Annotated in this window: 14 protein-coding genes, 16 tRNA genes and 2 rRNA genes; 30 read left to right on the top strand and 2 right to left on the bottom strand. The window is 47.1% G+C overall.

Features of this window, described 5'->3' with window-relative positions:
* Window positions 1–42 precede the first annotated feature (42 nt).
* The 10 genes from MHI55_RS26360 to MHI55_RS26315 all read left to right on the top strand — a co-directional run bounded on the left by MHI55_RS26360 (window position 43) and on the right by MHI55_RS26315 (window position 9,810).
* A complete protein-coding gene (locus tag MHI55_RS26360) occupies window positions 43–426 on the top strand; it encodes a hypothetical protein (protein ID WP_024631336.1) in 384 nt (127 codons plus the stop codon).
* Window positions 427–631: 205 nt separating this feature from the next.
* Window positions 632–919 (top strand): Asp-tRNA(Asn)/Glu-tRNA(Gln) amidotransferase subunit GatC, encoded by a 288-nt coding sequence (gene gatC, locus MHI55_RS26355; RefSeq protein WP_036607033.1) that lies wholly within the window; start codon window positions 632–634, stop codon window positions 917–919.
* A gap of 27 nt (window positions 920–946) precedes the next feature.
* Window positions 947–2,404: an Asp-tRNA(Asn)/Glu-tRNA(Gln) amidotransferase subunit GatA gene (gatA, locus tag MHI55_RS26350; RefSeq protein ID WP_340387548.1), complete on the top strand. Its 1,458-nt coding sequence runs from the start codon at window positions 947–949 to the stop codon at window positions 2,402–2,404.
* A 26-nt stretch (window positions 2,405–2,430) separates the two neighbouring features.
* Complete coding sequence (gatB, locus tag MHI55_RS26345) at window positions 2,431–3,870, top strand: Asp-tRNA(Asn)/Glu-tRNA(Gln) amidotransferase subunit GatB (protein ID WP_036667996.1); 1,440 nt, start codon at window positions 2,431–2,433, stop codon at window positions 3,868–3,870.
* A 96-nt stretch (window positions 3,871–3,966) separates the two neighbouring features.
* Window positions 3,967–4,431 carry a GNAT family N-acetyltransferase gene (locus MHI55_RS26340; RefSeq protein WP_340387546.1) on the top strand — a complete coding sequence of 155 codons (465 nt, stop codon included), beginning with the start codon at window positions 3,967–3,969 and terminating at the stop codon, window positions 4,429–4,431.
* 32 nt (window positions 4,432–4,463) lie between these two features.
* Window positions 4,464–5,174 carry an MgtC/SapB family protein gene (locus MHI55_RS26335; protein ID WP_017692302.1) on the top strand — a complete coding sequence of 237 codons (711 nt, stop codon included), beginning with the start codon at window positions 4,464–4,466 and terminating at the stop codon, window positions 5,172–5,174.
* Between the two features lie 146 nt (window positions 5,175–5,320).
* Window positions 5,321–5,914, top strand: coding sequence for a hypothetical protein (locus MHI55_RS26330; protein ID WP_083684937.1), 594 nt, complete (start codon window positions 5,321–5,323; stop codon window positions 5,912–5,914).
* A gap of 26 nt (window positions 5,915–5,940) precedes the next feature.
* Window positions 5,941–7,329 (top strand): DUF4097 family beta strand repeat-containing protein, encoded by a 1,389-nt coding sequence (locus MHI55_RS26325; protein WP_036607044.1) that lies wholly within the window; start codon window positions 5,941–5,943, stop codon window positions 7,327–7,329.
* A gap of 188 nt (window positions 7,330–7,517) precedes the next feature.
* Window positions 7,518–7,940 (top strand): peroxide-responsive transcriptional repressor PerR, encoded by a 423-nt coding sequence (perR, locus tag MHI55_RS26320; protein ID WP_026081471.1) that lies wholly within the window; start codon window positions 7,518–7,520, stop codon window positions 7,938–7,940.
* Between the two features lie 139 nt (window positions 7,941–8,079).
* Window positions 8,080–9,810, top strand: coding sequence for a glycosyl hydrolase family 18 protein (locus MHI55_RS26315; protein WP_253503234.1), 1,731 nt, complete (start codon window positions 8,080–8,082; stop codon window positions 9,808–9,810).
* 263 nt (window positions 9,811–10,073) lie between these two features.
* Here MHI55_RS26315 and MHI55_RS26310 read toward each other — a convergent pair whose 3' ends face one another.
* Entirely contained in the window at window positions 10,074–10,454 is a 381-nt protein-coding gene (locus MHI55_RS26310) for a DUF2614 family zinc ribbon-containing protein (protein WP_076319627.1), read from the bottom strand.
* Window positions 10,455–10,576: 122 nt separating this feature from the next.
* Between MHI55_RS26310 and MHI55_RS26305 the strand changes: the two genes are divergently transcribed.
* The 20 genes from MHI55_RS26305 to MHI55_RS26210 all read left to right on the top strand — a co-directional run bounded on the left by MHI55_RS26305 (window position 10,577) and on the right by MHI55_RS26210 (window position 19,780).
* Window positions 10,577–11,455: a nucleotidyltransferase-like protein gene (locus MHI55_RS26305; protein WP_315372280.1), complete on the top strand. Its 879-nt coding sequence runs from the start codon at window positions 10,577–10,579 to the stop codon at window positions 11,453–11,455.
* Between the two features lie 457 nt (window positions 11,456–11,912).
* A 16S ribosomal RNA gene (locus MHI55_RS26300) occupies window positions 11,913–13,465 on the top strand.
* A gap of 306 nt (window positions 13,466–13,771) precedes the next feature.
* Window positions 13,772–16,697: ribosomal RNA gene (locus tag MHI55_RS26295) — 23S ribosomal RNA — on the top strand.
* Together the 16S and 23S rRNA genes with 15 tRNA genes alongside form the textbook arrangement of a ribosomal RNA operon.
* A gap of 66 nt (window positions 16,698–16,763) precedes the next feature.
* Window positions 16,764–16,839: transfer RNA gene (locus tag MHI55_RS26290), tRNA-Asn, on the top strand.
* A gap of 3 nt (window positions 16,840–16,842) precedes the next feature.
* Window positions 16,843–16,934 (top strand) — tRNA-Ser (locus MHI55_RS26285).
* A gap of 9 nt (window positions 16,935–16,943) precedes the next feature.
* A tRNA-Glu gene (locus MHI55_RS26280) sits at window positions 16,944–17,015 on the top strand.
* 67 nt (window positions 17,016–17,082) lie between these two features.
* Window positions 17,083–17,158, top strand: a tRNA-Val gene (locus tag MHI55_RS26275).
* Between the two features lie 17 nt (window positions 17,159–17,175).
* Window positions 17,176–17,249: transfer RNA gene (locus tag MHI55_RS26270), tRNA-Met, on the top strand.
* A 27-nt stretch (window positions 17,250–17,276) separates the two neighbouring features.
* A tRNA-Asp gene (locus tag MHI55_RS26265) sits at window positions 17,277–17,354 on the top strand.
* A gap of 95 nt (window positions 17,355–17,449) precedes the next feature.
* Window positions 17,450–17,525 (top strand) — tRNA-Phe (locus tag MHI55_RS26260).
* 20 nt (window positions 17,526–17,545) lie between these two features.
* Window positions 17,546–17,621 (top strand) — tRNA-Thr (locus MHI55_RS26255).
* A gap of 9 nt (window positions 17,622–17,630) precedes the next feature.
* Window positions 17,631–17,716: transfer RNA gene (locus MHI55_RS26250), tRNA-Tyr, on the top strand.
* Window positions 17,717–17,722: 6 nt separating this feature from the next.
* Window positions 17,723–17,796, top strand: a tRNA-Trp gene (locus MHI55_RS26245).
* Window positions 17,797–17,825: 29 nt separating this feature from the next.
* Window positions 17,826–17,898 (top strand) — tRNA-His (locus MHI55_RS26240).
* 22 nt (window positions 17,899–17,920) lie between these two features.
* A tRNA-Gln gene (locus tag MHI55_RS26235) sits at window positions 17,921–17,995 on the top strand.
* A gap of 4 nt (window positions 17,996–17,999) precedes the next feature.
* Window positions 18,000–18,074 (top strand) — tRNA-Gly (locus MHI55_RS26230).
* 6 nt (window positions 18,075–18,080) lie between these two features.
* Window positions 18,081–18,154: transfer RNA gene (locus MHI55_RS26225), tRNA-Cys, on the top strand.
* A 6-nt stretch (window positions 18,155–18,160) separates the two neighbouring features.
* Window positions 18,161–18,239 (top strand) — tRNA-Leu (locus MHI55_RS26220).
* A 183-nt stretch (window positions 18,240–18,422) separates the two neighbouring features.
* Window positions 18,423–19,349 (top strand): methyltransferase domain-containing protein, encoded by a 927-nt coding sequence (locus MHI55_RS26215; RefSeq protein WP_340387544.1) that lies wholly within the window; start codon window positions 18,423–18,425, stop codon window positions 19,347–19,349.
* A gap of 358 nt (window positions 19,350–19,707) precedes the next feature.
* Window positions 19,708–19,780: transfer RNA gene (locus tag MHI55_RS26210), tRNA-Asn, on the top strand.
* Window positions 19,781–19,836: 56 nt separating this feature from the next.
* On the opposite strand, the gene MHI55_RS26205 is transcribed toward MHI55_RS26210, so the two are convergent.
* Window positions 19,837–22,227, bottom strand: coding sequence for a helix-turn-helix domain-containing protein (locus MHI55_RS26205; RefSeq protein WP_340387542.1), 2,391 nt, complete (start codon window positions 22,225–22,227; stop codon window positions 19,837–19,839).
* Window positions 22,228–22,333: the final 106 nt, after the last annotated feature.

Below are 22,333 nucleotides of genomic sequence, written 5' to 3'. Positions count from 1 at the left end.
ATACAAATAAATATTAATGATAGACTACCAGGAGGTTAGACGATGCTGCGATTAGGAGAGAAGGTTGTCATCGTCGCGGATGCGTTTGAGCAGAATCTTCCTGTGGGGGAATATGGTTTCATCATCGCTTATGACCGGAATCCGGACAATGCGTTCGATTACGTGCTTCGAGTGCCGCAGGTAAACCGGAACTTTTTTGTTCCATCCGGCGACGTCGATCTGGAAGAGGTTCTGCTGAAGCAGGAAGCTGAGCGGGTCGAGCGAGAAGCGTTGATAGATTACGCCCTTGCGACACACAATGAGAAGCTGTTTCATCATCTGATGAACGGAGATTTTCAAGCTGTGGAAGAGGAAGAGGAAACCGCGAACGATGTTATGTCACAGGCGGATTTTATAAAGCAGGTTAATCTGCGTGCATGGATTTAGAATTTTAAGAGTCGGCTGATGCCGGCTCTTTTTTATTTTATAAGTTTGATTTTAGCTTCCCGGAAGCCTGTCAGGTCATTTGCATTGAATTGTCGAACTATCTCACCTATAATGAAAAAAGTTATCTTGAGACTTTAGCCCGTTAAACGAGCGATTCGTTTCAGGTCGTTTCGGGAATCAGAACGAATGAAGGAGGCATCCGCTAATGAGTATTTCGAATAATGACGTTCAGCATGTGGCCAAGCTGGCCCGGCTCAACTTGACTGCTGAAGAAGAACAGACCCTGACAGGTCAGCTGAACGCGATTTTAAAATATGCAGAAAAGCTGAATGAGCTGGATACAGAAGACATCGAGCCCACCACTCACGTTCTGCACGTAAGCAATGTTATGCGTGAAGATGAGACCAAAGAAAGCCTGTCGATTGAACAGGTGATGCGCAATGCACCAGAAGAAGAAGACGGGCAGTTTAAAGTGCCTGCAGTAATGGAATAACGGATAACCGGAAGGAGGACAAAAACTGTGAGTTTATTTGAACAATCGTTGCCTGAGTTACATAACAAGCTGCATGCCAAAGAGCTGTCGGTCAGGGATTTGGTGGATCAGGCGTATCAGAACATTGGCGCGCATGACGATAAAGTTAAGGCATATTTGGCACTGGATGAAGAACAAGCACGCGCTCGTGCACGTCAACTGGATGACCGTCTGGTTAGTGGCGAGGAGAAAGGTTTGCTTTTTGGTCTGCCAGTAGGTATTAAGGATAACATCGTTACGAACGGACTGCGCACGACGTGTGGTAGCCAATTCCTTCGTAATTTCGACCCGGTGTATGACGCGACAGTTGTCGAGAAATTGAAAGCTGCGGACACCGTAACTATTGGTAAACTCAACATGGACGAATTCGCCATGGGCGGCTCCAATGAGAATTCAAGTTTCTCCCCTGTACGTAATCCATGGGCACTTGATCGTGTTCCAGGAGGTTCCAGCGGTGGTTCTGCAGCAGCTGTAGCTGCGGGAGAAGCATACTTCACGCTTGGATCAGATACAGGTGGCTCCATCAGACAGCCTGCTTCGTATTGCGGTGTTGTTGGATTGAAGCCGACGTACGGACTTGTTTCCCGCTTTGGATTGGTTGCATTTGCATCATCCCTGGATCAGATTGGTCCTTTGACGAAAAATGTTGAAGATTCTGCTTATGTATTGCAGGCCATTGCTGGTTATGACGCCAAAGATTCGACATCTGCAAAAGTAGAGATCCCGGATTATTTGAGTGGACTGACAGGTGATGTTAAAGGGCTTCGCATTGCCGTTCCGAAAGAATACATCGGTGAAGGCGTAGATCCACAAGTGAAAGAGACAGTTTTGTCTGCATTGAAAGTTCTTGAAGGGCTCGGGGCAACATGGGAAGAAGTATCCCTTCCGCATACCGAATATGCGGTGGCTACGTATTACCTGCTGGCATCTTCAGAGGCTTCTTCCAACTTGGCTCGATTTGATGGTGTACGTTATGGCGTGCGTGCAGACAATCCGGATAACTTGCTGGATCTGTACCATCAGTCCCGCAGTCAAGGCTTTGGTCCGGAAGTGAAACGACGTATCATGCTCGGAACGTATGCACTCAGCTCGGGTTACTATGATGCCTATTATCTGAAAGCACAGAAGGTACGTACATTGATCAAACAGGATTTCGACAATGTATTTGCCAAATATGATGTGATTATCGGACCAACTGCGCCAACTACGGCGTTCAAACTGGGTTCACAGGTGGATGATCCACTTACGATGTATCTGAACGATATTTTGACTATTCCGGTTAACCTTGCTGGTGTACCTGCTGTTAGCATTCCATGTGGATTCTCGGATGGATTGCCTGTTGGTCTGCAGATTATCGGTAAAGCCTTTGATGAAACAACCGTATTGCGTGTAGCGCATGCGTTTGAACAAAATACAGAATTCCACAAGCAGCGTCCGCAGCTGTAGATTGCCCGGAACGGAGGAATATAGAAATGTCCGCATCTAAATATGAAACGGTCGTTGGACTTGAAGTCCACGTGGAGTTGCATACCAACTCCAAAATTTTCTGTGGCTGCTCCACAGCTTTTGGAGCTCCGCCCAACACGCATACCTGCCCGGTCTGTCTCGGACATCCGGGCGTACTGCCTGTACTGAATCGTCAGGCGGTAGACTATGCCATGAAGGCAGCGATGGCCCTGAATTGTACGATTGCTGATGTCAGCAAGTTTGACCGTAAAAACTACTTTTACCCCGATTCACCCAAAGCCTATCAGATCTCGCAATTCGATCAACCGATCGGTGAGAATGGCTGGATTGATATCGAAGTGAATGGTGAAACGAAACGAATCGGCATTACACGTCTTCACTTGGAAGAAGATGCAGGGAAGCTTACACATATCGATGGCGGATACGCGTCTTTGGTGGACTTTAACCGTGTCGGTACTCCACTTGTGGAGATTGTATCCGAACCTGAGATTTCTTCTCCGGAAGAGGCACGTGCGTATCTTGAAAAAATGCGTGCAATCATGCAGTACTGTGATGTGTCGGACGTGAAGATGGAAGAAGGATCACTGCGTTGTGACGCCAACATCAGTTTGCGTCCACATGGACAGGAGAAGCTGGGAACAAGAGCCGAGCTGAAGAACATGAACTCCTTCCGTGGTGTTCAGCGTGGTCTGGAATATGAACAATACCGTCAGGCTGAGATTCTGGATGATGGCGGTGAAGTGGTTCAGGAGACACGTCGCTGGGACGAAGCTCAAGGGAAAACACTGTCGATGCGTGGTAAGGAACAGGCGCATGACTATCGTTATTTCCCGGACCCGGATCTGGTGAATTTGCATATCGACGAAGCCTGGAAAGAGCGGATCAGAGCTACCATACCTGAGCTTCCAGACGAGCGCAAGGCGCGTTACACGGCTGATTATGGATTGCCTAGTTATGATGCAGAGGTTATTACCTCCTCCAAAGCTGTGGCAGATCTTTTTGAAGATAGTTTGAAATACACTCAGGATGCGAAGTCCGTATCCAACTGGATCATGGGCGACTTGCTGGGTTACCTGAATACGAGCAACCTTGAAGTGACTCAAGTTCCACTGACAGGTCAAGGTTTGGGTGAAATGATCGGACTGCTGGAGAAGGGCACCATTAACAGCAAAATCGCCAAAACGGTATTCAAGGAAATGCTGGAGAGCGGCAAGCTTCCACAGCAGATCGTTGAAGAGAAGGGTCTTGTGCAGATTAGTGATGAAGGCGCCATTCTTGCCATCGTTGAGCAAGTTGTAGCGAATAATCCTCAATCCGTGGAAGACTATAAAGCTGGTAAACAAAAAGCCATTGGCTTCCTTGTTGGTCAGGTTATGAAAGAAAGTAAAGGCAAGGCGAATCCCGCTCTAGCCAACCAACTGCTTGCAGATGTACTGAACCGCTAATCCTTCCGGTGAGGCCGGACAGAAAGAGGCTCGTCCCTGTGACAGCCTCTTTTTGGTATTGATAGATACAAATGTATTTCGGACGGGGGAACGGATATGAACATTCAACCATTGTCACTGAGTGATCTGGAGACGTTGGGACAGTTATGGAGACTACAACATGTGGCCTATCGATTGGAAGCCGAAATCATCGGGTTTCAGGAGATTCCTCCTTTGATGGATACGATGGAGACACTTCGGGATTGTGGAGAGAATTTTTATGGTTGTATCCATGATGACGGAGAGCTTATCGGGGCTGTCGCTGTGGCGGAGGAAGAGGAGAATACACTGACCATTACACGAATGATGGTGCACCCGGATCACTTTCGCAAGGGAATTGCGGCATCTTTGATGACGTATGTGTTGGAACAGCATGCGGATCTTCCGCGTTATATCGTCTCCACAGGAACGCTGAATCAGCCCGCAGTGAATCTGTACACCAAATTTGGTTTTAATCCCGTGGAGGTCACACAGATTGCACCTGGAGTGGAATTAACGACTTTTCACAAGAATAAACTTTAATAATATTAACAACTTGAGGAGGAATACCGACTTTGGGCGATCCCTGGTTCATTGATGAGTGGCACATTTTATTACGATTATTGCTGGCTATGCTGCTTGGAGGGCTCGTAGGCCTGGAGCGGGAACGGTCCAATCATGCTGCCGGTTTGCGTACCCATATCCTGGTATGTCTTGGCTCTGCACTGATTATGATGTTGTCTGTTTATGGCTTTAAAGATTTTGCTAATGAATTAAATGTAAGGATCGATCCAGCGCGTCTGGCTACTGCTGTAATTACTGGTGTCGGATTCCTGGGAGCAGGGACAATTCTCTTCACGGGAAAATCCATTACCGGACTGACTACAGCTGCTTCAATCTGGGTTGTTGCAGCCATTGGGCTCGCAGCAGGTGCGGGATTCTTTTTTGCCTCTATCGTATCCACCGTTCTGGTATTGCTTAATCTCTGGGTATTTAACAAATTAGAGCTAAGGTATCTACGAGGGAACAAACTGCATGTTGTTACACTTCATACCTTGTCAGAACCCGGTTTTCTCGAACAACTGTCTTCATGTATGGAGCAGGAGAAGATCAAAATTCGTAAAATTACCGTGAATGAACAAGACTTGGCTTATGCAGAGATGGTGTCGGTTGAACGTAAAATTGAGATTGTGTTACATGTTCAGGTACCGCATGATTTCCAAACGGTAGGCTTGGTATCCAAGTTAAGACAATGGGAACACGTTACCAAGGTGTCGATCGAATAATGAATTACAACCCTCCCCAGGCCAGTAGTGCCGGAGGGTTTTTGGTCATATCCATATTTCTTCCAGTTACTCTCCTTGCTCTTTAGGGTACTATCTAACCAAATGCATGAAGAGCGGAAGGTCAGATCAGAAGAGAGGAGTATGTTATGAAACGGAGACGTCAATTGAACCAAAATACTCGTACAGTTCAGACCAAACCGGTCAGAAATCGGACTCACAAGTTTATTGCGGGATTACTGAGTGCCATTATTCCTGGCCTGGGTCATATTTATCTGAGATTGTACATGAGGGGTTTGACCTTTATGCTGCTTGTTTTGCTTGATCTGTCAGCAGTGTTGTACTTCTCATCTATTGGTATACAGATTAATGTGCCATTGCTCATCTTACTGGCTTTGTGTATTCCGGTTATTTACTTTTACAATGTATATGATGTGTTGCAATCTGCGGATTGGGTCATGATGCGCAGACGTAGAGCCGTAACCCAGGCAACTTCGGACAAGCCGATATCCAATGAACGTTCTACACGAGATGCAATGATGGTCTGGGAGAGAGGCATATCGTTTGGATTACTTCTGATTGTGGGAGGGTCTTTGATGGTACTGTTTTTCCGCAAACCACGTTGGTTTCAAGAGCTTCTCGCCATGTACGGCGGATATTCATTTGCGGTTCTCATGATCGTAGGCGGTTTGCTTCTGTTTGGTCGTGAGTTCTGGGTGATGTTGAACAAGAAAAAAATGTAGTGGAAACGATACAAGGAGGGAACGTGATGAACCGTAAAGTCCGGGTTGGCCGCTATACGGCTGCCGCCTTAATCATAGCGGTCGGTGTGCTGTTGATTTTGGATAAACGGTGGGGAACGGACTACGTATATGAGATGGTGGACTGGTGGCCATTTTTGCTCGTTGTTTTAGGTGTTGAATATATTGTGCTGTTCCTGTGGACACGCAGAAGAAACAAGGTGCAATCGGATAACCCGAGCAATCCTGATGAGCAAATCAAAGTACGTTTCAGACCCGATGCCAAAGGCATTCTAACCTCACTGATTTTGGCAGCTTCCGTATTTATCGTCACCGAGCAGGATCACTACATGCACTTATGGAATAGAGTGAGTCTAAATCTCGGAGCGGCATCCATGGACTACAGTCAAGCGGCAGGGTATATGGAGGATAAGGGCACGATTCGTGTACCTGTTCGCATGGATACGTCAGATCTGGTGGTTGAAGGTGTCAACGGAGATATCTCGGTACAACGCGGAGATACGGATGAGATTGAAGTACGGACAGTGATCTGGGTAGATCAGACGACGGAAGTACAGGCAAAGGCCGTTGCAGCAGCCTCTTTTGTAGAGGCCGATGGTACAAAAGTAATTTATATCAAAGCTACAGGCAAGACGTATGGAGACAATGAAAAAACACAGCCACGGATGAATCTTACCATTACGATCCCGGATGATCGTCGTTTTAATCTGGATATTCGAACTTCCAATGGAGCCATATTATTAAACCGTCCGGAAGCCATAAGTACCATACTGGCCGAAACGGGTAACGGACGTATTCGGATTACCAATGCTGTTGGAGATATCTCCGGGAAAACGTTGAACGGGGATGTCATTGTGGCCAATGCCATTGGTAATGTCGATCTGGACAGTAACCGTGGAGATATGAAGGCTCGCGGTATTTCCGGCGATGTAGATCTTGCTACACAAGTGGGAAGTATCAGTATTGCGGACTCCGTTGGTGAATTCATCGCAGAGACACGCAACGGCAATATTACGCTGGATGGAGCCAATCTGGGAATCAAAGCCCAATCACTTAATGGCAGTATTAACATCGTATCTACCAAAGTCGGAGGGGACTGGGATGTGTACAGTGCGGTGGGAGCCATTAACGTATTACTTCCTGATCGTGGAGACTACAGTCTTGCGGGTTCCAGCAGTTATGGAGATCTAAGTACGGATCTGCCGTTCAAAGTACAGAATAAAACCATAGAAGGCCAGCTCGGTGAGGGCGAGTACAGGGTGAAAATTGAAGGCAACAGTGATCTCACCATTCAGAGCAACCCGGCTGTGTCTACACCTGAAACAGTTACACCTGATTCTGAAGATACGGCTGAGAATCTGGAACAGACTACCGAGGACGGACCAAATTCCCAGTAGGATTCTACAGAGGTTCCTTGACTGCCGCGTTGACAATAAACTTGTAATCGCCGTACAATAAATGTACACTGGCAAGATTACACGGCATGAAAGATGGATTGTCGTTCTTAATGGCCGGGAATCAACTCTGAGCGAGGAGACAGTAACTTACTCTTCACCAGAGAATGAAAGGTAAGGCGGTGGGTTTTATGGCAACACGTGTCCAACATGCGTTGGAGCATCTGAAAACGACCGGTGTCCGTATTACACCCCAGCGTCATGCCATATTGAACTATCTGATGGAATCCATGGGGCATCCGACAGCCGATGAAATTTACCGAGCCCTTGAACCCCAATTTCCCAGTATGAGCGTGGCAACGGTATATAATAATTTGAAGATGTTTCTGGAAGCTGGCATGGTCCGGGAATTGACATACGGAGATAATTCAAGTCGCTTCGATGCCAATGTGACGGATCATTATCATGTTATCTGTGATCAATGCGGCAAGATTGAAGACTTCAGCTATCCTTCACTCAAAAGTGTAGAGCTTCAGGCGGAGTCTAGTACAGGATTCGAAGTACACGGTCACCGATTGGAAGTATATGGCGTTTGCAAAAGTTGCAGGGATTAAGAGAGTTGAATTACAATATTAACGTGAAGAATTCAGTATGGATTCTTCACGTTTTTTTTAGCATTTATGCAAAATGCTCATCTTTATAACAACTTATGCGCACATCCTTATGATCAGCATAATTAACGGAGGTAGACGTTTGGGTAGAAAAAGCAGATATACACGTCAAAAGCGACGTTCATTTTGGCCCGGTTTTCTCGGGGCTTGTCTGATCGCCGGGGGGGCTTACTGGCTTATAACAAATGTATGGTTGAACCAGACCCATGAAGACCCCGACTGGGTAGGAAGAAGCCAGCCTATTTTTGTAGATGGGCAACTGATGGATGGAGACGCTCTGGGTACAGGAGATCAACTCAAGTTGCCTGTAGATGTGCTGCAAGAAGCGATTGATGCAGGCATACGTTATGAATCAGAATCGGGAGATATCATTATTGCCTCTCCTCAGCGAGTCCTTCATATGAAAGATGGAAGCACACAAGCAGAACTTAATCACAAAGATTATCCTATGACAGTTAAGCCTGAGGTTAAGGACGGAGAAGCCTATATTCCGCTCAAACCTTTGAAAGAAGTATATGGCATAACCGTACAGGAAGATTCAGTAACAGGTGCTGTGCTGCTGATGCGTGGTGGAGACATGATACAGTATGCAGAGATTGATACGTTATCATCCAAAGCGGACAAGACCGTGCCGTTATATAAACGTGGGGGAGAATCCTCACCAATCATTGCCGACATGGAAAAGGATGCAAGGGTACGTGTATGGCAGACGGGTGATAAACAGAGTTTTGTTCAACTCGATAATGGATATGCCGGATATGTAGATAATGATTATATTGTCCTCACCGAGAAAAAGAAGGTGGACTTGCCCAAGTATACGCTGACTGCAGCAGAGAAGAAGTGGCAGAATAAACCGGTAAATCTGGTTTGGGAAGCCGTGTACAATCGTCAGCCTGATGTGGGCTCTATCGGTAAAATGCCAGGTGTGAATGTGGTCAGCCCCACATGGTTTCATATTACGGATGGACAGGGCACTGTGAAAAGCAAGGGAAACCAAGCTTATGTGAACTGGGCTCACCGTTCGGGTATGGAAGTATGGGGACTCATGGATAACAGTTTTGACCCGGACGTTACAAAAGAAGCTGTAGCTTCTTACGAGACGCGCACGCATATTATTGAGCAGATGTTAGAGTATGCACAGACGTATCAACTGGATGGTATCAACATTGACTTTGAGAACGTGTATACCGATGACGGGCCGAATATTACGCAGTTTGTGCGCGAGATCAAGGCGATGGCACGTATACATGGATTGATGTTATCAATCGATGTAACACCGAAATCAAACAGTGAGATGTGGTCTGCCTTTCTGGATCGCCGTGCATTAGGTTCTTTTGCAGACTATGTTATTGTGATGGCTTATGATGAACATTGGGCGGCCAGTCCCAAGGCAGGTTCGGTAGCATCTCTGCCTTGGACCGAGGCTTCCATGAGACGCATACTTGAGGAGGATGAAGTCCCTTCTAACAAGTTGATCATGGCGGTTCCGCTCTATACCCGGATATGGACGGAAGAGACGAATGATCAGGGTGAGGTTAAAGTGTCTTCCAAAGCGGTGGGCATGAATGCCATTGTGGAGCTGATCCAAGAGAAGAAACTCAAACCTGAACTGGATCAGGCAAGTGGACAAAACTATGTGGAATATAAGGAAGACGGAGCTACCAAGAAAATATGGATCGAAGATGCCGTGTCCCTTCAGGCGCGTGTGGATTTGATTGCTTCGCTGAAGCTGGGCGGAGTAGCTGCGTGGAATCGGAGTTTTGCTAATGCTTCTGCATGGGAGGTATTAAAGCAGGCTGGTTACAAGAAATAATTTACTCGAACTCAGAGTGTCTGCGTGCTCCAATTTATTTTCACTAAGTTCAAAGTTTCTCCTTAGGTACCATCATACGTGCAGTCTACCGTTTTATTGGTCGTAGAACTTATAACTTAACTTTATATCTTAGCTATTGATAACAGCAACAAGAGCTCACTTATAAGCCAAGTCCAAAAAGGTCCGGTAAACATACCGGGCCTTTTTTTGTTCTTCAATGAAATTAAGGCAAAAGACATTTAGCGGTTGGAGATCATATCGTGCTAACCATCGGTGGGGGGAACTGTTGTAGAAGGCGCTTTCAGTTGTTGACTGGTCATGTTGGCCTTATTAGGGTCCAGGGTGAGGATGGTATGACAGAACATACACCGATCCGTTTTGCCGAGCATTTTGGTTAACTTCCCGCATTCCGGACAGTCGACTTGTACTGCACTGGTGGAGAGCATACCCGCCCAGAAATAAATGGCTAGACTGGCCATCATGGCAATCAGTCCGATGACGAGTCCTACAGCTGCGAATACCTTGCCTGCATGTCCCCAGAAAACAATCCCGGCTGTTCCCAGTATCATTAGGCCCATACCTAGCATGGTCAGTAGTAATCCCCAAGTGCGAAAAGCATTAATTTTTGCTGATTTAAAAATCATGAAAAATGCTCCTATCGTATGAGTAGTATTGGACCTGGAAAAGAAGGAAACTTCAGTCTGGATGTAGAATTACATTATAACTGACTTGGCGCTTATCTGCCATGAAATGTATGGAGGGAATCGTGGAATTAAAGAACCTTGCTTTTTTGTCCGAACAGTCGGAAGAGACAGGGGCAGTTGGGGCTATCGCTTATTCCCACCCGGGAGAGCGATTCCACGGCTCCCTAATTCAAGATTTCGAATTATTAGTACTTGTTGTTCATAATGATGATCAATTGAAGTCGACGGTCGGACATTACAGATATGGTGATCTTCGTTATCAGATGATCTATGCGAGCCGTCATGAATTAAAGAGGAGTGTAGTAACCGGGAATCATAATAATCTCACCCAGTGTCTGATTGAAGGTGAGATTATCTGGGAAGCGGACAGCGCCTTAAGTGATTTGCGAGAAGAACTGTCTACCTTTGGGGCAGAATTGCGTGAGCAGAAGCTGCTTCATGAATTCACCAGTTTCTTGAGAATGTATGTGGAGGCCAAACGTCATATTCAGGAAGGTCATGTTGTAGACGCCTACTACAATGTATTAGAGGCTCTGGGGAACTGGGCAAGAATTGTATTGATTGAACAGGGGATATACCCGGATCATGCCGTCTGGACACATGTGCAGAATCTGGATCGCGCTTTATGGAAACTTTATCAAGAGCTTACCGTAAGCTCGGAGACGCTGGAGCAGCGAGTAGAGCTTGTCCTGCTTGCCTGTGAGTTTTCCGTAATGTCCAAAATGAGTGAGTGCTCAGAACTGCTGCTGCGTGTGTTAAGAAGTCGCAAGGAGCCGTGGAGCATGAATGAACTTGTTCATCATCCACAGTTAAGATTTGTTCGAGAAGATCTGCCTTTGGTAATACGTAAGCTGGTCTTTCGTTCTATTGTAAAAGAATCGGCAGGATGGCCGTCGATCGGAGGAGAGGGCCGGGAAATTCGGTATTGGATTGAGGCATAACCTTCTCCAGAGGCCTGACATTATATTGATCACATAAGGGAGGGGAAACCTTCCTTTTTTGTTTGTTTAATAATTTATAAAAAGATGTTGACTCTCATTCACGATATATGATACATTATATTTCGTTCCTCAAACGAGATTATCGCCAACAAACGATAAATTCTTCAGAGGAAAAGTGAAGAACTAAAGCTTCAAAAAAGAAATTAAAAAAAGTTCTTGACGAAAACAAACGAAATGTGTTACATTATTTAAGTCGCCGCCGAAACTTGGTTGAGACGAAAAAAAAGTAAAACAAATCGTGTTTGATCTTTGAAAACTGAACAACGAGTGAGTAAACATTCTGCTTGCAGAATGAACGCAAAAGTTTGAGACAAGCCTTGGCTTGAATCGACTGGAGCACAATTGAGATTTTTAATCTCGTCAGATTCAAAATGAGCTTATCGCTCTTTTCAATACTTTATTGGAGAGTTTGATCCTGGCTCAGGACGAACGCTGGCGGCATGCCTAATACATGCAAGTCGAGCGGACTTGAAGAGAAGCTTGCTTCTCGGATGGTTAGCGGCGGACGGGTGAGTAACACGTAGGCAACCTGCCCTCAAGTTTGGGACAACTACCGGAAACGGTAGCTAATACCGAATAATTGTTTTCTTCGCCTGAAGGAAACTGGAAAGACGGAGCAATCTGTCACTTGGGGATGGGCCTGCGGCGCATTAGCTAGTTGGTGAGGTAACGGCTCACCAAGGCGACGATGCGTAGCCGACCTGAGAGGGTGATCGGCCACACTGGGACTGAGACACGGCCCAGACTCCTACGGGAGGCAGCAGTAGGGAATCTTCCGCAATGGGCGAAAGCCTGACGGAGCAATGCCGCGTGAGTGATGAAGGTTTTCGGATCGTAAAGCTCTGTTGCCAGGGAAGAACGCTTGGGAGAGTAACTGCTCTCAAGGTGACGGTACCTGAGAAGAAAGCCCCGGCTAACTACGTGCCAGCAGCCGCGGTAATACGTAGGGGGCAAGCGTTGTCCGGAATTATTGGGCGTAAAGCGCGCGCAGGCGGTCATTTAAGTCTGGTGTTTAATCCCGGGGCTCAACCCCGGATCGCACTGGAAACTGGGTGACTTGAGTGCAGAAGAGGAGAGTGGAATTCCACGTGTAGCGGTGAAATGCGTAGATATGTGGAGGAACACCAGTGGCGAAGGCGACTCTCTGGGCTGTAACTGACGCTGAGGCGCGAAAGCGTGGGGAGCAAACAGGATTAGATACCCTGGTAGTCCACGCCGTAAACGATGAGTGCTAGGTGTTAGGGGTTTCGATACCCTTGGTGCCGAAGTTAACACATTAAGCACTCCGCCTGGGGAGTACGGTCGCAAGACTGAAACTCAAAGGAATTGACGGGGACCCGCACAAGCAGTGGAGTATGTGGTTTAATTCGAAGCAACGCGAAGAACCTTACCAGGTCTTGACATCTGAATGACCGGTGCAGAGATGTACCTTTTCTTCGGAACATTCAAGACAGGTGGTGCATGGTTGTCGTCAGCTCGTGTCGTGAGATGTTGGGTTAAGTCCCGCAACGAGCGCAACCCTTATATTTAGTTGCCAGCACTTCGGGTGGGCACTCTAGATAGACTGCCGGTGACAAACCGGAGGAAGGTGGGGATGACGTCAAATCATCATGCCCCTTATGACCTGGGCTACACACGTACTACAATGGCCGGTACAACGGGCTGCGAAATCGCGAGATGGAGCCAATCCCAACAAAGCCGGTCTCAGTTCGGATTGCAGGCTGCAACTCGCCTGCATGAAGTCGGAATTGCTAGTAATCGCGGATCAGCATGCCGCGGTGAATACGTTCCCGGGTCTTGTACACACCGCCCGTCACACCACGAGAGTTTATAACACCCGAAGTCGGTGGGGTAACCGCAAGGAGCCAGCCGCCGAAGGTGGGATAGATGATTGGGGTGAAGTCGTAACAAGGTAGCCGTATCGGAAGGTGCGGCTGGATCACCTCCTTTCTATGGAGAATCGTTTCCTGCAACGGAAACATTCAAATATGCAGCTTAGCTGCAAAACACTCACTCGTTGTTCGGTTTTGAGAGCTCAAACTCTCAAACAGCTTGCTTTTGCATGGAGCTTGTTCTTTGAAAACTAGATATCGAAACGAAACAAACGCGAATTAGAACATTCCTTTTTAGCTGAACTTGTGTTAAACAAGTTTCAATAAAAACGGTAGATTGCACGTACGATGGTATCGAATGGGAGCGACTTTTGGCTTTGCGCAAGCAAAACAAGGGAAGCGAGCAGTCGAAACCGGAGCACGAGGTTAAGCTACTAAGAGCACACGGAGGATGCCTAGGCGCTAGGAGCCGATGAAGGACGTGGCGAACAACGAAACTGCCTCGGGGAGCTGTAAGCAAGCTTTGATCCGGGGGTGTCCGAATGGGGAAACCCAGCTGGGGTAATTTCCAGTTACTCACAACTGAATACATAGGTTGTGTAGAGGCATACCAGGGGAACTGAAACATCTAAGTACCCTGAGGAAGAGAAAACAATAGTGATTCCGTCAGTAGCGGCGAGCGAACGCGGAGAAGCCCAAACCAAAGAGCTTGCTCTTTGGGGTTGTGGGACGTCTCACATGGAGTTACAAAGGAACCGGTTAAGCGAAGAGGTCTGGAAAGGCCCGCCAAAGAAGGTAAAAGCCCTGTAGTTGAAAGTCTGTTCCCTCCGAGACGGATCCCGAGTAGTGCGGGGCACGTGAAACCCCGTATGAATCCGGCAGGACCATCTGCCAAGGCTAAATACTTCCTAGCGACCGATAGTGAAGCAGTACCGTGAGGGAAAGGTGAAAAGCACCCCGGAAGGGGAGTGAAATAGAACCTGAAACCGTGTGCTTACAAAAAGTCAGAGCCCGTTTTAGGGGTGATGGCGTGCCTTTTGTAGAATGAACCGGCGAGTTACGTTCCCGTGCAAGGTTAAGGTGAAGAGCCGGAGCCGCAGCGAAAGCGAGTCTGAATAGGGCGACTGAGTACGTGGACGTAGACCCGAAACCGGGTGATCTACCCCTGTCCAGGGTGAAGGTGCGGTAACACGCACTGGAGGCCCGAACCCACGCATGTTGAAAAATGCGGGGATGAGGTGGGGGTAGCGGAGAAATTCCAATCGAACTCGGAGATAGCTGGTTCTCCCCGAAATAGCTTTAGGGCTAGCCTCGGAAAACAGAGTCGTGGAGGTAGAGCACTGATTGGGTGCGGGGCCCGCAAGGGTTACCAAGCTCAGTCAAACTCCGAATGCCATAGACTTACTTCCGGGAGTCAGACAGTGAGTGCTAAGATCCATTGTCAAAAGGGAAACAGCCCAGACCATCAGCTAAGGTCCCCAAGTGTGTGTTAAGTGGGAAAGGATGTGGAGTTGCACAGACAACCAGGATGTTGGCTTAGAAGCAGCCATCATTGAAAGAGTGCGTAATAGCTCACTGGTCGAGTGACTCTGCGCCGAAAATGTAACGGGGCTAAACACACCACCGAAGCTATGGCTTGATGCTTTGCATCAGGGGTAGGGGAGCGTTGTATAAGGGTTGAAGGTGTACCGTAAGGAGCGCTGGACATTATACAAGTGAGAATGCCGGTATGAGTAACGAAAAGATCAGTGAGAATCTGATCCGCCGAAAGCCTAAGGGTTCCTGAGGAAGGCTCGTCCGCTCAGGGTAAGTCGGGACCTAAGGCGAGGCCGAAAGGCGTAGTCGAAGGACAACAGGTCGAAATTCCTGTACCACCGTAAGCCGTTATGAGCAATGGGGGGACGCAGTAGGGTAGTGACGCGGACTGATGGATGTCCGTCTAAGCAGTAAGGCTGATGTGTAGGCAAATCCGCACATTGTAAGGCTGAGCTGTGATGGGGAGCGAAAATTGTAGTAGCGAAGGTCATGATCTCACACTGCCAAGAAAAGCCTCTAGCCAGGTGATGGTGCCCGTACCGCAAACCGACACAGGTAGGCGAGAAGAGTATTCTAAGGCGCGCGGAAGAACTCTCGTTAAGGAACTCGGCAAAATGACCCCGTAACTTCGGGAGAAGGGGTGCCCCGGTAGTGTGAATAGCACGAGGGGGCCGCAGTGAAAAGGCCCAAGCGACTGTTTAGCAAAAACACAGGTCTGTGCGAAGCCGTAAGGCGAAGTATACGGGCTGACGCCTGCCCGGTGCTGGAAGGTTAAGGGGAGTGGTTAGGAGCAATCCGAAGCTGTGAACCGAAGCCCCAGTAAACGGCGGCCGTAACTATAACGGTCCTAAGGTAGCGAAATTCCTTGTCAGGTAAATTCTGACCCGCACGAATGGCGTAACGACTTGGGCGCTGTCTCAACGAGAGATCCGGTGAAATTTTAATACCTGTGAAGATGCAGGTTACCCGCGACAAGACGGAAAGACCCCATGGAGCTTTACTGCAGCTTGATATTGAATTTGGGTACGATCTGTACAGGATAGGTGGGAGCCTTTGAAACGTGAGCGCCAGCTTGCGTGGAGGCAACGTTGGGATACCACCCTGATCGTATCTAGGTTCTAACCTGGTACCGTAATCCGGTGCGGGGACAGTGTCAGGTGGGCAGTTTGACTGGGGCGGTCGCCTCCTAAAGAGTAACGGAGGCGCCCAAAGGTTCCCTCAGAATGGTTGGAAATCATTCGAAGAGTGCAAAGGCATAAGGGAGCTTGACTGCGAGACCTACAAGTCGAGCAGGGACGAAAGTCGGGCTTAGTGATCCGGTGGTACCGCATGGAAGGGCCATCGCTCAACGGATAAAAGCTACCCTGGGGATAACAGGCTTATCTCCCCCAAGAGTCCACATCGACGGGGAGGTTTGGCACCTCGATGTCGGCTCATCGCATCCTGGGGCTGAAGTAGGTCCCAAGGGTTGGGCTGTTCGCCCATTAAAGCGGTACGCGAGCTGGGTTCAGAACGTCGTGAGACAGTTCGGTCCCTATCTGTCGTGGGCGTAGGAAATTTGAGAGGAGCTGTCCTTAGTACGAGAGGACCGGGATGGACGTACCGCTGGTGTACCAGTTGTTCCGCCAGGAGCACCGCTGGGTAGCTATGTACGGACGGGATAAACGCTGAAAGCATCTAAGCGTGAAGCCCCCCTCAAGATGAGATTTCCCAGTATGTAAGACCCCTTGAAGACGACGAGGTAGATAGGCTGGGGGTGGAAGTGCAGCAATGCATGGAGCTGACCAGTACTAATCGGTCGAGGGCTTATCCAATAGCAAGTTGTAATTCGCGTGTTTCGTTTCGAATCTAGTTTTCAGAGAACGATCTCTGAAGCATATTCCCTGATAGCTCAGTTGGTAGAGCACTCGACTGTTAATCGAGTTGTCACAGGTTCGAGCCCTGTTCGGGGAGCCATATGGAGAGGTGTCCGAGCTGGCCGAAGGAGCACGATTGGAAATCGTGTAGGCGTCACAAGCGTCTCGAGGGTTCGAATCCCTCTCTCTCCGCCATAATATTAAGGCCCGTTGGTCAAGGGGTTAAGACACCTCCCTTTCACGGAGGTAACAGGGGTTCGAATCCCCTACGGGTCATAATAACTTCAAAAAAAGAAGTTGATTTTTACAACAAGATTATGGTATGATCATAAATGTGTTGTTCGGAGGCTTAGCTCAGCTGGGAGAGCATCTGCCTTACAAGCAGAGGGTCGGGGGTTCGATCCCCTCAGCCTCCACCATATAAACTTTATAACGACGCGGGGTGGAGCAGCCCGGTAGCTCGTCGGGCTCATAACCCGAAGGCCGCAGGTTCAAATCCTGCCCCCGCAATTATACTTTCCTTTGAGAAAGTGATCTGGAACCGTGGTGTAGTTGGCCTAACATGCCTGCCTGTCACGCAGGAGATCGCGGGTTCGAATCCCGTCGGTTCCGCCATTTAATCTTTACATGAGGCAAACTGTTCACTACATCTGCTGTATGGCACTGATGCCCTATATAAAGTGTAAGGAATTAAGATTAGACTTTATTATGGCTCGGTAGCTCAGTCGGTAGAGCAGAGGACTGAAAATCCTCGTGTCGGCGGTTCGATTCCGTCCCGAGCCACCATTTTTAAAATAATTTAATAAGCCGGTGTAGCTCAACTGGTAGAGCAACTGACTTGTAATCAGTAGGTTGGGGGTTCAAGTCCTCTCGCCGGCACCATGTAATCCTGGAGGATTAGCGAAGTGGCCAAACGCATCAGACTGTAAATCTGCTCCCGTACGGGTTCGGTGGTTCGAATCCATCATCCTCCACCAGTTTTTAGGGGCATAGTTTAAAGGTAGAACAACGGTCTCCAAAACCGTTGGTGTGGGTTCAATTCCTGCTGCCCCTGCCAATTAACTTTTTAGAAATTAACCTTTTATGGCGGTCGTGGCGAAGTGGTTAACGCACCGGTTTGTGGATCCGGCATTCGGGGGTTCAATTCCCCTCGATCGCCCCTTTGTTTTTTCATTTTTTATTGGGGATTAGCCAAGCGGTAAGGCAACGGACTTTGACTCCGTCATGCATAGGTTCAAATCCTATATCCCCAGCCATTATGCGGACGTGGCTCAGCGGTAGAGCATCGCCTTGCCAAGGCGAGGGTCGCGGGTTCGATTCCCGTCGTCCGCTCCAAAATATGGCGCCATAGCCAAGTGGTAAGGCACAGCTCTGCAAAAGCTTTATCCCCAGTTCGAATCTGGGTGGCGCCTCCAGCATATGCCGGCGTGGCGGAATGGCAGACGCGCTCGACTCAAAATCGAGTGGGAAACCGTGGAGGTTCGAGTCCTCTCGCCGGTATATTGAATAGCCCTACATGTTGCTTATGCAATGTGTAGGGCTATTTTTATTTTATATGAAACGATTTATGTGCAGTAAGAAAATCTAGAGTAAGAGAAGATGGACGTTAATAAAGATTGACGTATGATTATATTGAGTATATTGTAGATAAGTAAAGTCTTTAATATGGAGGAGTGAAGTAGAGTGACTAATGGAAAAAATGTATCGGATACCGATCTGTTATTTGATCTTTCTGTATGGGAAGAGGCATGGAAGAATCGTCCGAGAAGTTCAAAATATAAGAAGAAAAGCGCCCCCTTTAATATAGAAGAAGCTTTTGAGCGATGGGCCAGGGATTATCATGTACAGTCGTTCACTGAAGAAGGAAAGCAGCGTTCTGAACGCATTATTGGCTGGATTGAAAACCAGGGTGTGGAATTCTCAGGGTTATCCATTTTGGACATTGGAGCAGCCTCAGGCATATTTACCATTCCTTTTGCGGAAAAGGGGGCAAGTGTGACGGCAGTTGAGCCTTCTGAGTTGCTTGTCTCCCTTATGAAAGAGACGATACCTTCAGCTCTGGAATCCAAAATCGAAATCGTAAACGAACGATATGAGGAAATCTCTATTCAGGATAAAGGCTGGGAGAAGAAATATGACTTTGCATTTGCATCCATGTGTCCAGCGATGTCGGATTGGGAAACGATTGAGCAGGCGATCAACTGTGCCCGGAAGTATGTGTATATAAGTACTATGGCGGGACAGAAGGAACACACACTAATGGATGAACTTAAGGATGTACTGGGGGTAACTTCTTCATACAAGGCCGGTGATATGGGGTATATCCAACAGTTGCTGTATTTGAGGGGTTATTCTTATACGATGATTATTACGAGAGAAGTTAACTCATTTGAAGTACCGGTGGAAGAGATTATCGAGCAGCTGCCAGAATGGCTTAATACGTATGAGTTACCATCGGATGAAGATTCCCTCAGATTGGCTGAGGATTACATTAGGGATACGTACAAGAATAGTACGGTGACCTTCTCACGTGGAGGAAGATTTGGTAAGATTCTAATTCAACTTGAACAGCCCAATATGAAAACAGTTCGCACTAAGGATAAGCGATAAATCACATAAGCGTGGCACGTGTAATGATAATCAGGAATTGAGACGGAGACAATGTAGTCTAACGTCTAAGATGACACTAGGAAGCATCACAACGCTGTGCCAAAAGATGAACGGTTGAAACATATGAAGTTAAGATTGTAGAAGTGAAATTGTAAGTGAAGGGAGCAGATATGTGCTCCCTCTTTTTTTGAAGCGAATAATTAATTGACTATACTAAACAAAATCCTCGGTTACTTGAAGATGTTAAGCTGCTTCATGAGACTGCACATGGGCTAAAGCCAACCTTAATTCAAAAATCGAGACAACGAAAAACAAAACACATACCTAGTTTTCAGAGAATGATCTCTGAAGCATATTCCCTGATATTTCAGTTGGTAGAGCCCTTGACGGTTAATCGAGTAGTCACAGGTCCGAGCCTGTTCGAAGAGCCATATGGAGAGGTATCCGAGCTGGCCGAAGGAGTACGACCTACAATCGTACTCCTTGTCTAATTTCTGTTCGACACTTCTGCTTTCTGCTTACGTTCCCGATACTGGCCGGGGGTGACTCCTTCCCATTTACGGAATGATCGGATAAAGTTTTGCGGATTATTGTACCGAAGTCGTGCTGCGATATCTTTAACGGTTAGATCACTTTCGTCCAGCCATTTTTTAGCGATATTAAATCGGTACTTGGTCAGATATTCACTAAATGCACAGCCTGTCTCTTTGCGGAAAACACTACTTAAGTAGTTGGCATTGTAGTGAAGCTTCATAGCACATTCCTCAAGCGTCAGATCCTTATCATAATCTTGATGAATCATGGCAATCATTTTCTCAGATATATGCTGATACTGGGCGTACTGTCTTGCTTTAAAAACCTGGATGACGGGCAAGATGACTTGATGGTTAAACCAATCCTCAACTTCAGCAGCGTACTGCAAACCATGAAGTTCATGAAACATCGAACCACGACCTTGGGAGATCTGTCCGAGTCGTATGCCGGATTCCTGAGTCATTTGCAAAATATGCGTGAGCAGCCTCGTAAGAACCACCTCATACTCCTCGGGTGTAACCTCCATACCAAAGATCACTTCAAGCAGTTGTTGCAGAAGAGCAGAGGCCTGGACTTCGTCTGCACTTTGAATGGCTTGGATCAACGAATATTCCAATGATTCCGGGTAGGTCATGGACCAAGTGGGAGCGTAATGATCTATGTTCTCATATTGAAAAATAATGCCTGTTCCCAGCTTCATCCGATGCCTCAATGCTTCCATGGCTTCTGTATAAGCTTGAGGGATGTGATATAGAGAGCTGTGTGGCTGGCTGAATCCTATACTGACTTGAAGAGTTAGAATCTTATCCATCTGTTGTTGTAACTGGTCTGTTAATACATATAGCTGCTGTGAAAAAATAAACTGATCCTGTTCCACGGTGCCAATCACCGTGACTACTGTATGTTCCAGCACAATGGGAAGCAATTGTTGGTTATGCACAACGGTTTCCTCCAATATATTTTGAATAGCAAATAATAAGAGGTCACGATCACTAGCTCTATATTTTGTATGATTAACAAGATCGGCCTGTAGTGTAATAACAGCAATTTGTTGCCATTCCCGAACCTGATGTGTGTAGCCATATTCATTCAGGGTGTCAGGAAGAGTATGAACAGGGATCTTACCCTGGAACAGATTCATCATAAAATGATTGCGAATCTGCAATAGATGCACATTAAGTGTGTTCTCTAATTGGGAGCGAGAAGCAGATAATTGTGAGACCCCTGCTCTGATCTGTTCGAACTCATCAGAAAATGGTGGTGATTGCTGAGCTACCGTGTTTCCTTCTTTGGACAGGTGGTTGTCACCAAGTTGGGTTAAAAGTTTACGAATCGGGACATGCATTCGCTTGGAGCCGAGCCAGGCGAGTAATAATGAAAGTAAAAGTAAGAAGATACTGATATACAAGGTGTGCAATCCGATATCGATATATTCTTGTGTCAGAATATTGGTAGGTGAGATTAGCACATAAGTCCATCCCTTTAAGGTAGAAGGGCTATACGTCAGGGAATAATGTGTATCGGCGATCTTAACTTCCCGTTTTTCAAAGCCTGTTGAAAATGTGATGGGTGATAGTTTGGTTATGTTGGCTTCCGTATCCCGATCCTGTAATCCAATGGCAGACAACGGTTGTCCAATGTATACAGGATCGGGATGGACCAAGATACGTTGTTCCCGATTCAAAATGATCAGTCCTGAGGCAGCATTGCCTATGGAGGCTTCTCCTAGTGTGTTTTGCAAAGAACAGGCAGGGATTCCGGCAATCAGGGCAGCATCGGAAGACGTATTCAGATTAGGAATAGATCTCGCAAGGGCAATATGATAAATACAGCCTGTACCGGGTGAACGCTCATCATTGCTGAACACCGATGAAGGGGAGAGCTGCCATCCAGAAGTTAACGTATCCGATATCAATTCCTTCATGGGAAGAGCCAGTGGGAAATCCGTATTACGGTACAATCCGGCATGATCAATAAGCCAATTCTGAGATTGATTCACCAGAGTAATATCCAGCAAAGGTTCCCATGACCTCATATTCTGAAATTCGCTCTGTAGTTTGTCGGCAAGCAAAGGTCCTTTCCCTTCTAGTGAAGAAGAAGCAGACAGGGAACGAAGGGTTACTGGAGAGCGAACGGCCTGATCAAGCATATAACTAACTGTAGCGAGTTTGTGCTCAACGTTGGATTGCATTTGTTCCAGCAACTGTCTGTTGGCCAGCGTACGATGCAGCTCTGTTTGGTTTGATGAATAGATAAATGCGGCAATTCCCGTTAACAAAATGGGCAGGGTGCTTAACAGGATTCCGAAGATGATCATTTTATGGAGATAGCTGATTGGTCGCACAGTTTCAGTTCCACCCCTGACATTAGAAATAGTAACACTTTCTATTTTAGTAAACGCTTACATATAGAACAATCTAAATTTTGTTTATTTGGATAAATAAGTAATT

It is taken from the genome of Paenibacillus sp. FSL E2-0151, assembly GCF_037993015.1.
Classification (GTDB): Bacteria; Bacillota; Bacilli; order Paenibacillales; family Paenibacillaceae; genus Paenibacillus; species Paenibacillus amylolyticus.
The sequence above is the reverse complement of the archived record's forward strand: the minus strand, read 5'-3'. Positions and strand labels throughout refer to the sequence as shown.

What these genes read in the sequence shown, in the direction of transcription:
- MHI55_RS26340 (WP_340387546.1), top strand. Translation starts at nt 3,967, where the DNA reads ATGAACATTCAACCATTGTCACTGAGTGATCTGGAGACGTTGGGACAG.
- MHI55_RS26330 (WP_083684937.1), top strand. Translation starts at nt 5,321, where the DNA reads ATGAAACGGAGACGTCAATTGAACCAAAATACTCGTACAGTTCAGACC.
- MHI55_RS26360 (WP_024631336.1), top strand. Translation starts at nt 43, where the DNA reads ATGCTGCGATTAGGAGAGAAGGTTGTCATCGTCGCGGATGCGTTTGAG.
- gatC (WP_036607033.1), top strand. Translation starts at nt 632, where the DNA reads ATGAGTATTTCGAATAATGACGTTCAGCATGTGGCCAAGCTGGCCCGG.
- MHI55_RS26310 (WP_076319627.1), bottom strand. Translation starts at nt 10,454, where the DNA reads ATGATTTTTAAATCAGCAAAAATTAATGCTTTTCGCACTTGGGGATTA.
- perR (WP_026081471.1), top strand. Translation starts at nt 7,518, where the DNA reads ATGGCAACACGTGTCCAACATGCGTTGGAGCATCTGAAAACGACCGGT.
- MHI55_RS26325 (WP_036607044.1), top strand. Translation starts at nt 5,941, where the DNA reads ATGAACCGTAAAGTCCGGGTTGGCCGCTATACGGCTGCCGCCTTAATC.
- gatB (WP_036667996.1), top strand. Translation starts at nt 2,431, where the DNA reads ATGTCCGCATCTAAATATGAAACGGTCGTTGGACTTGAAGTCCACGTG.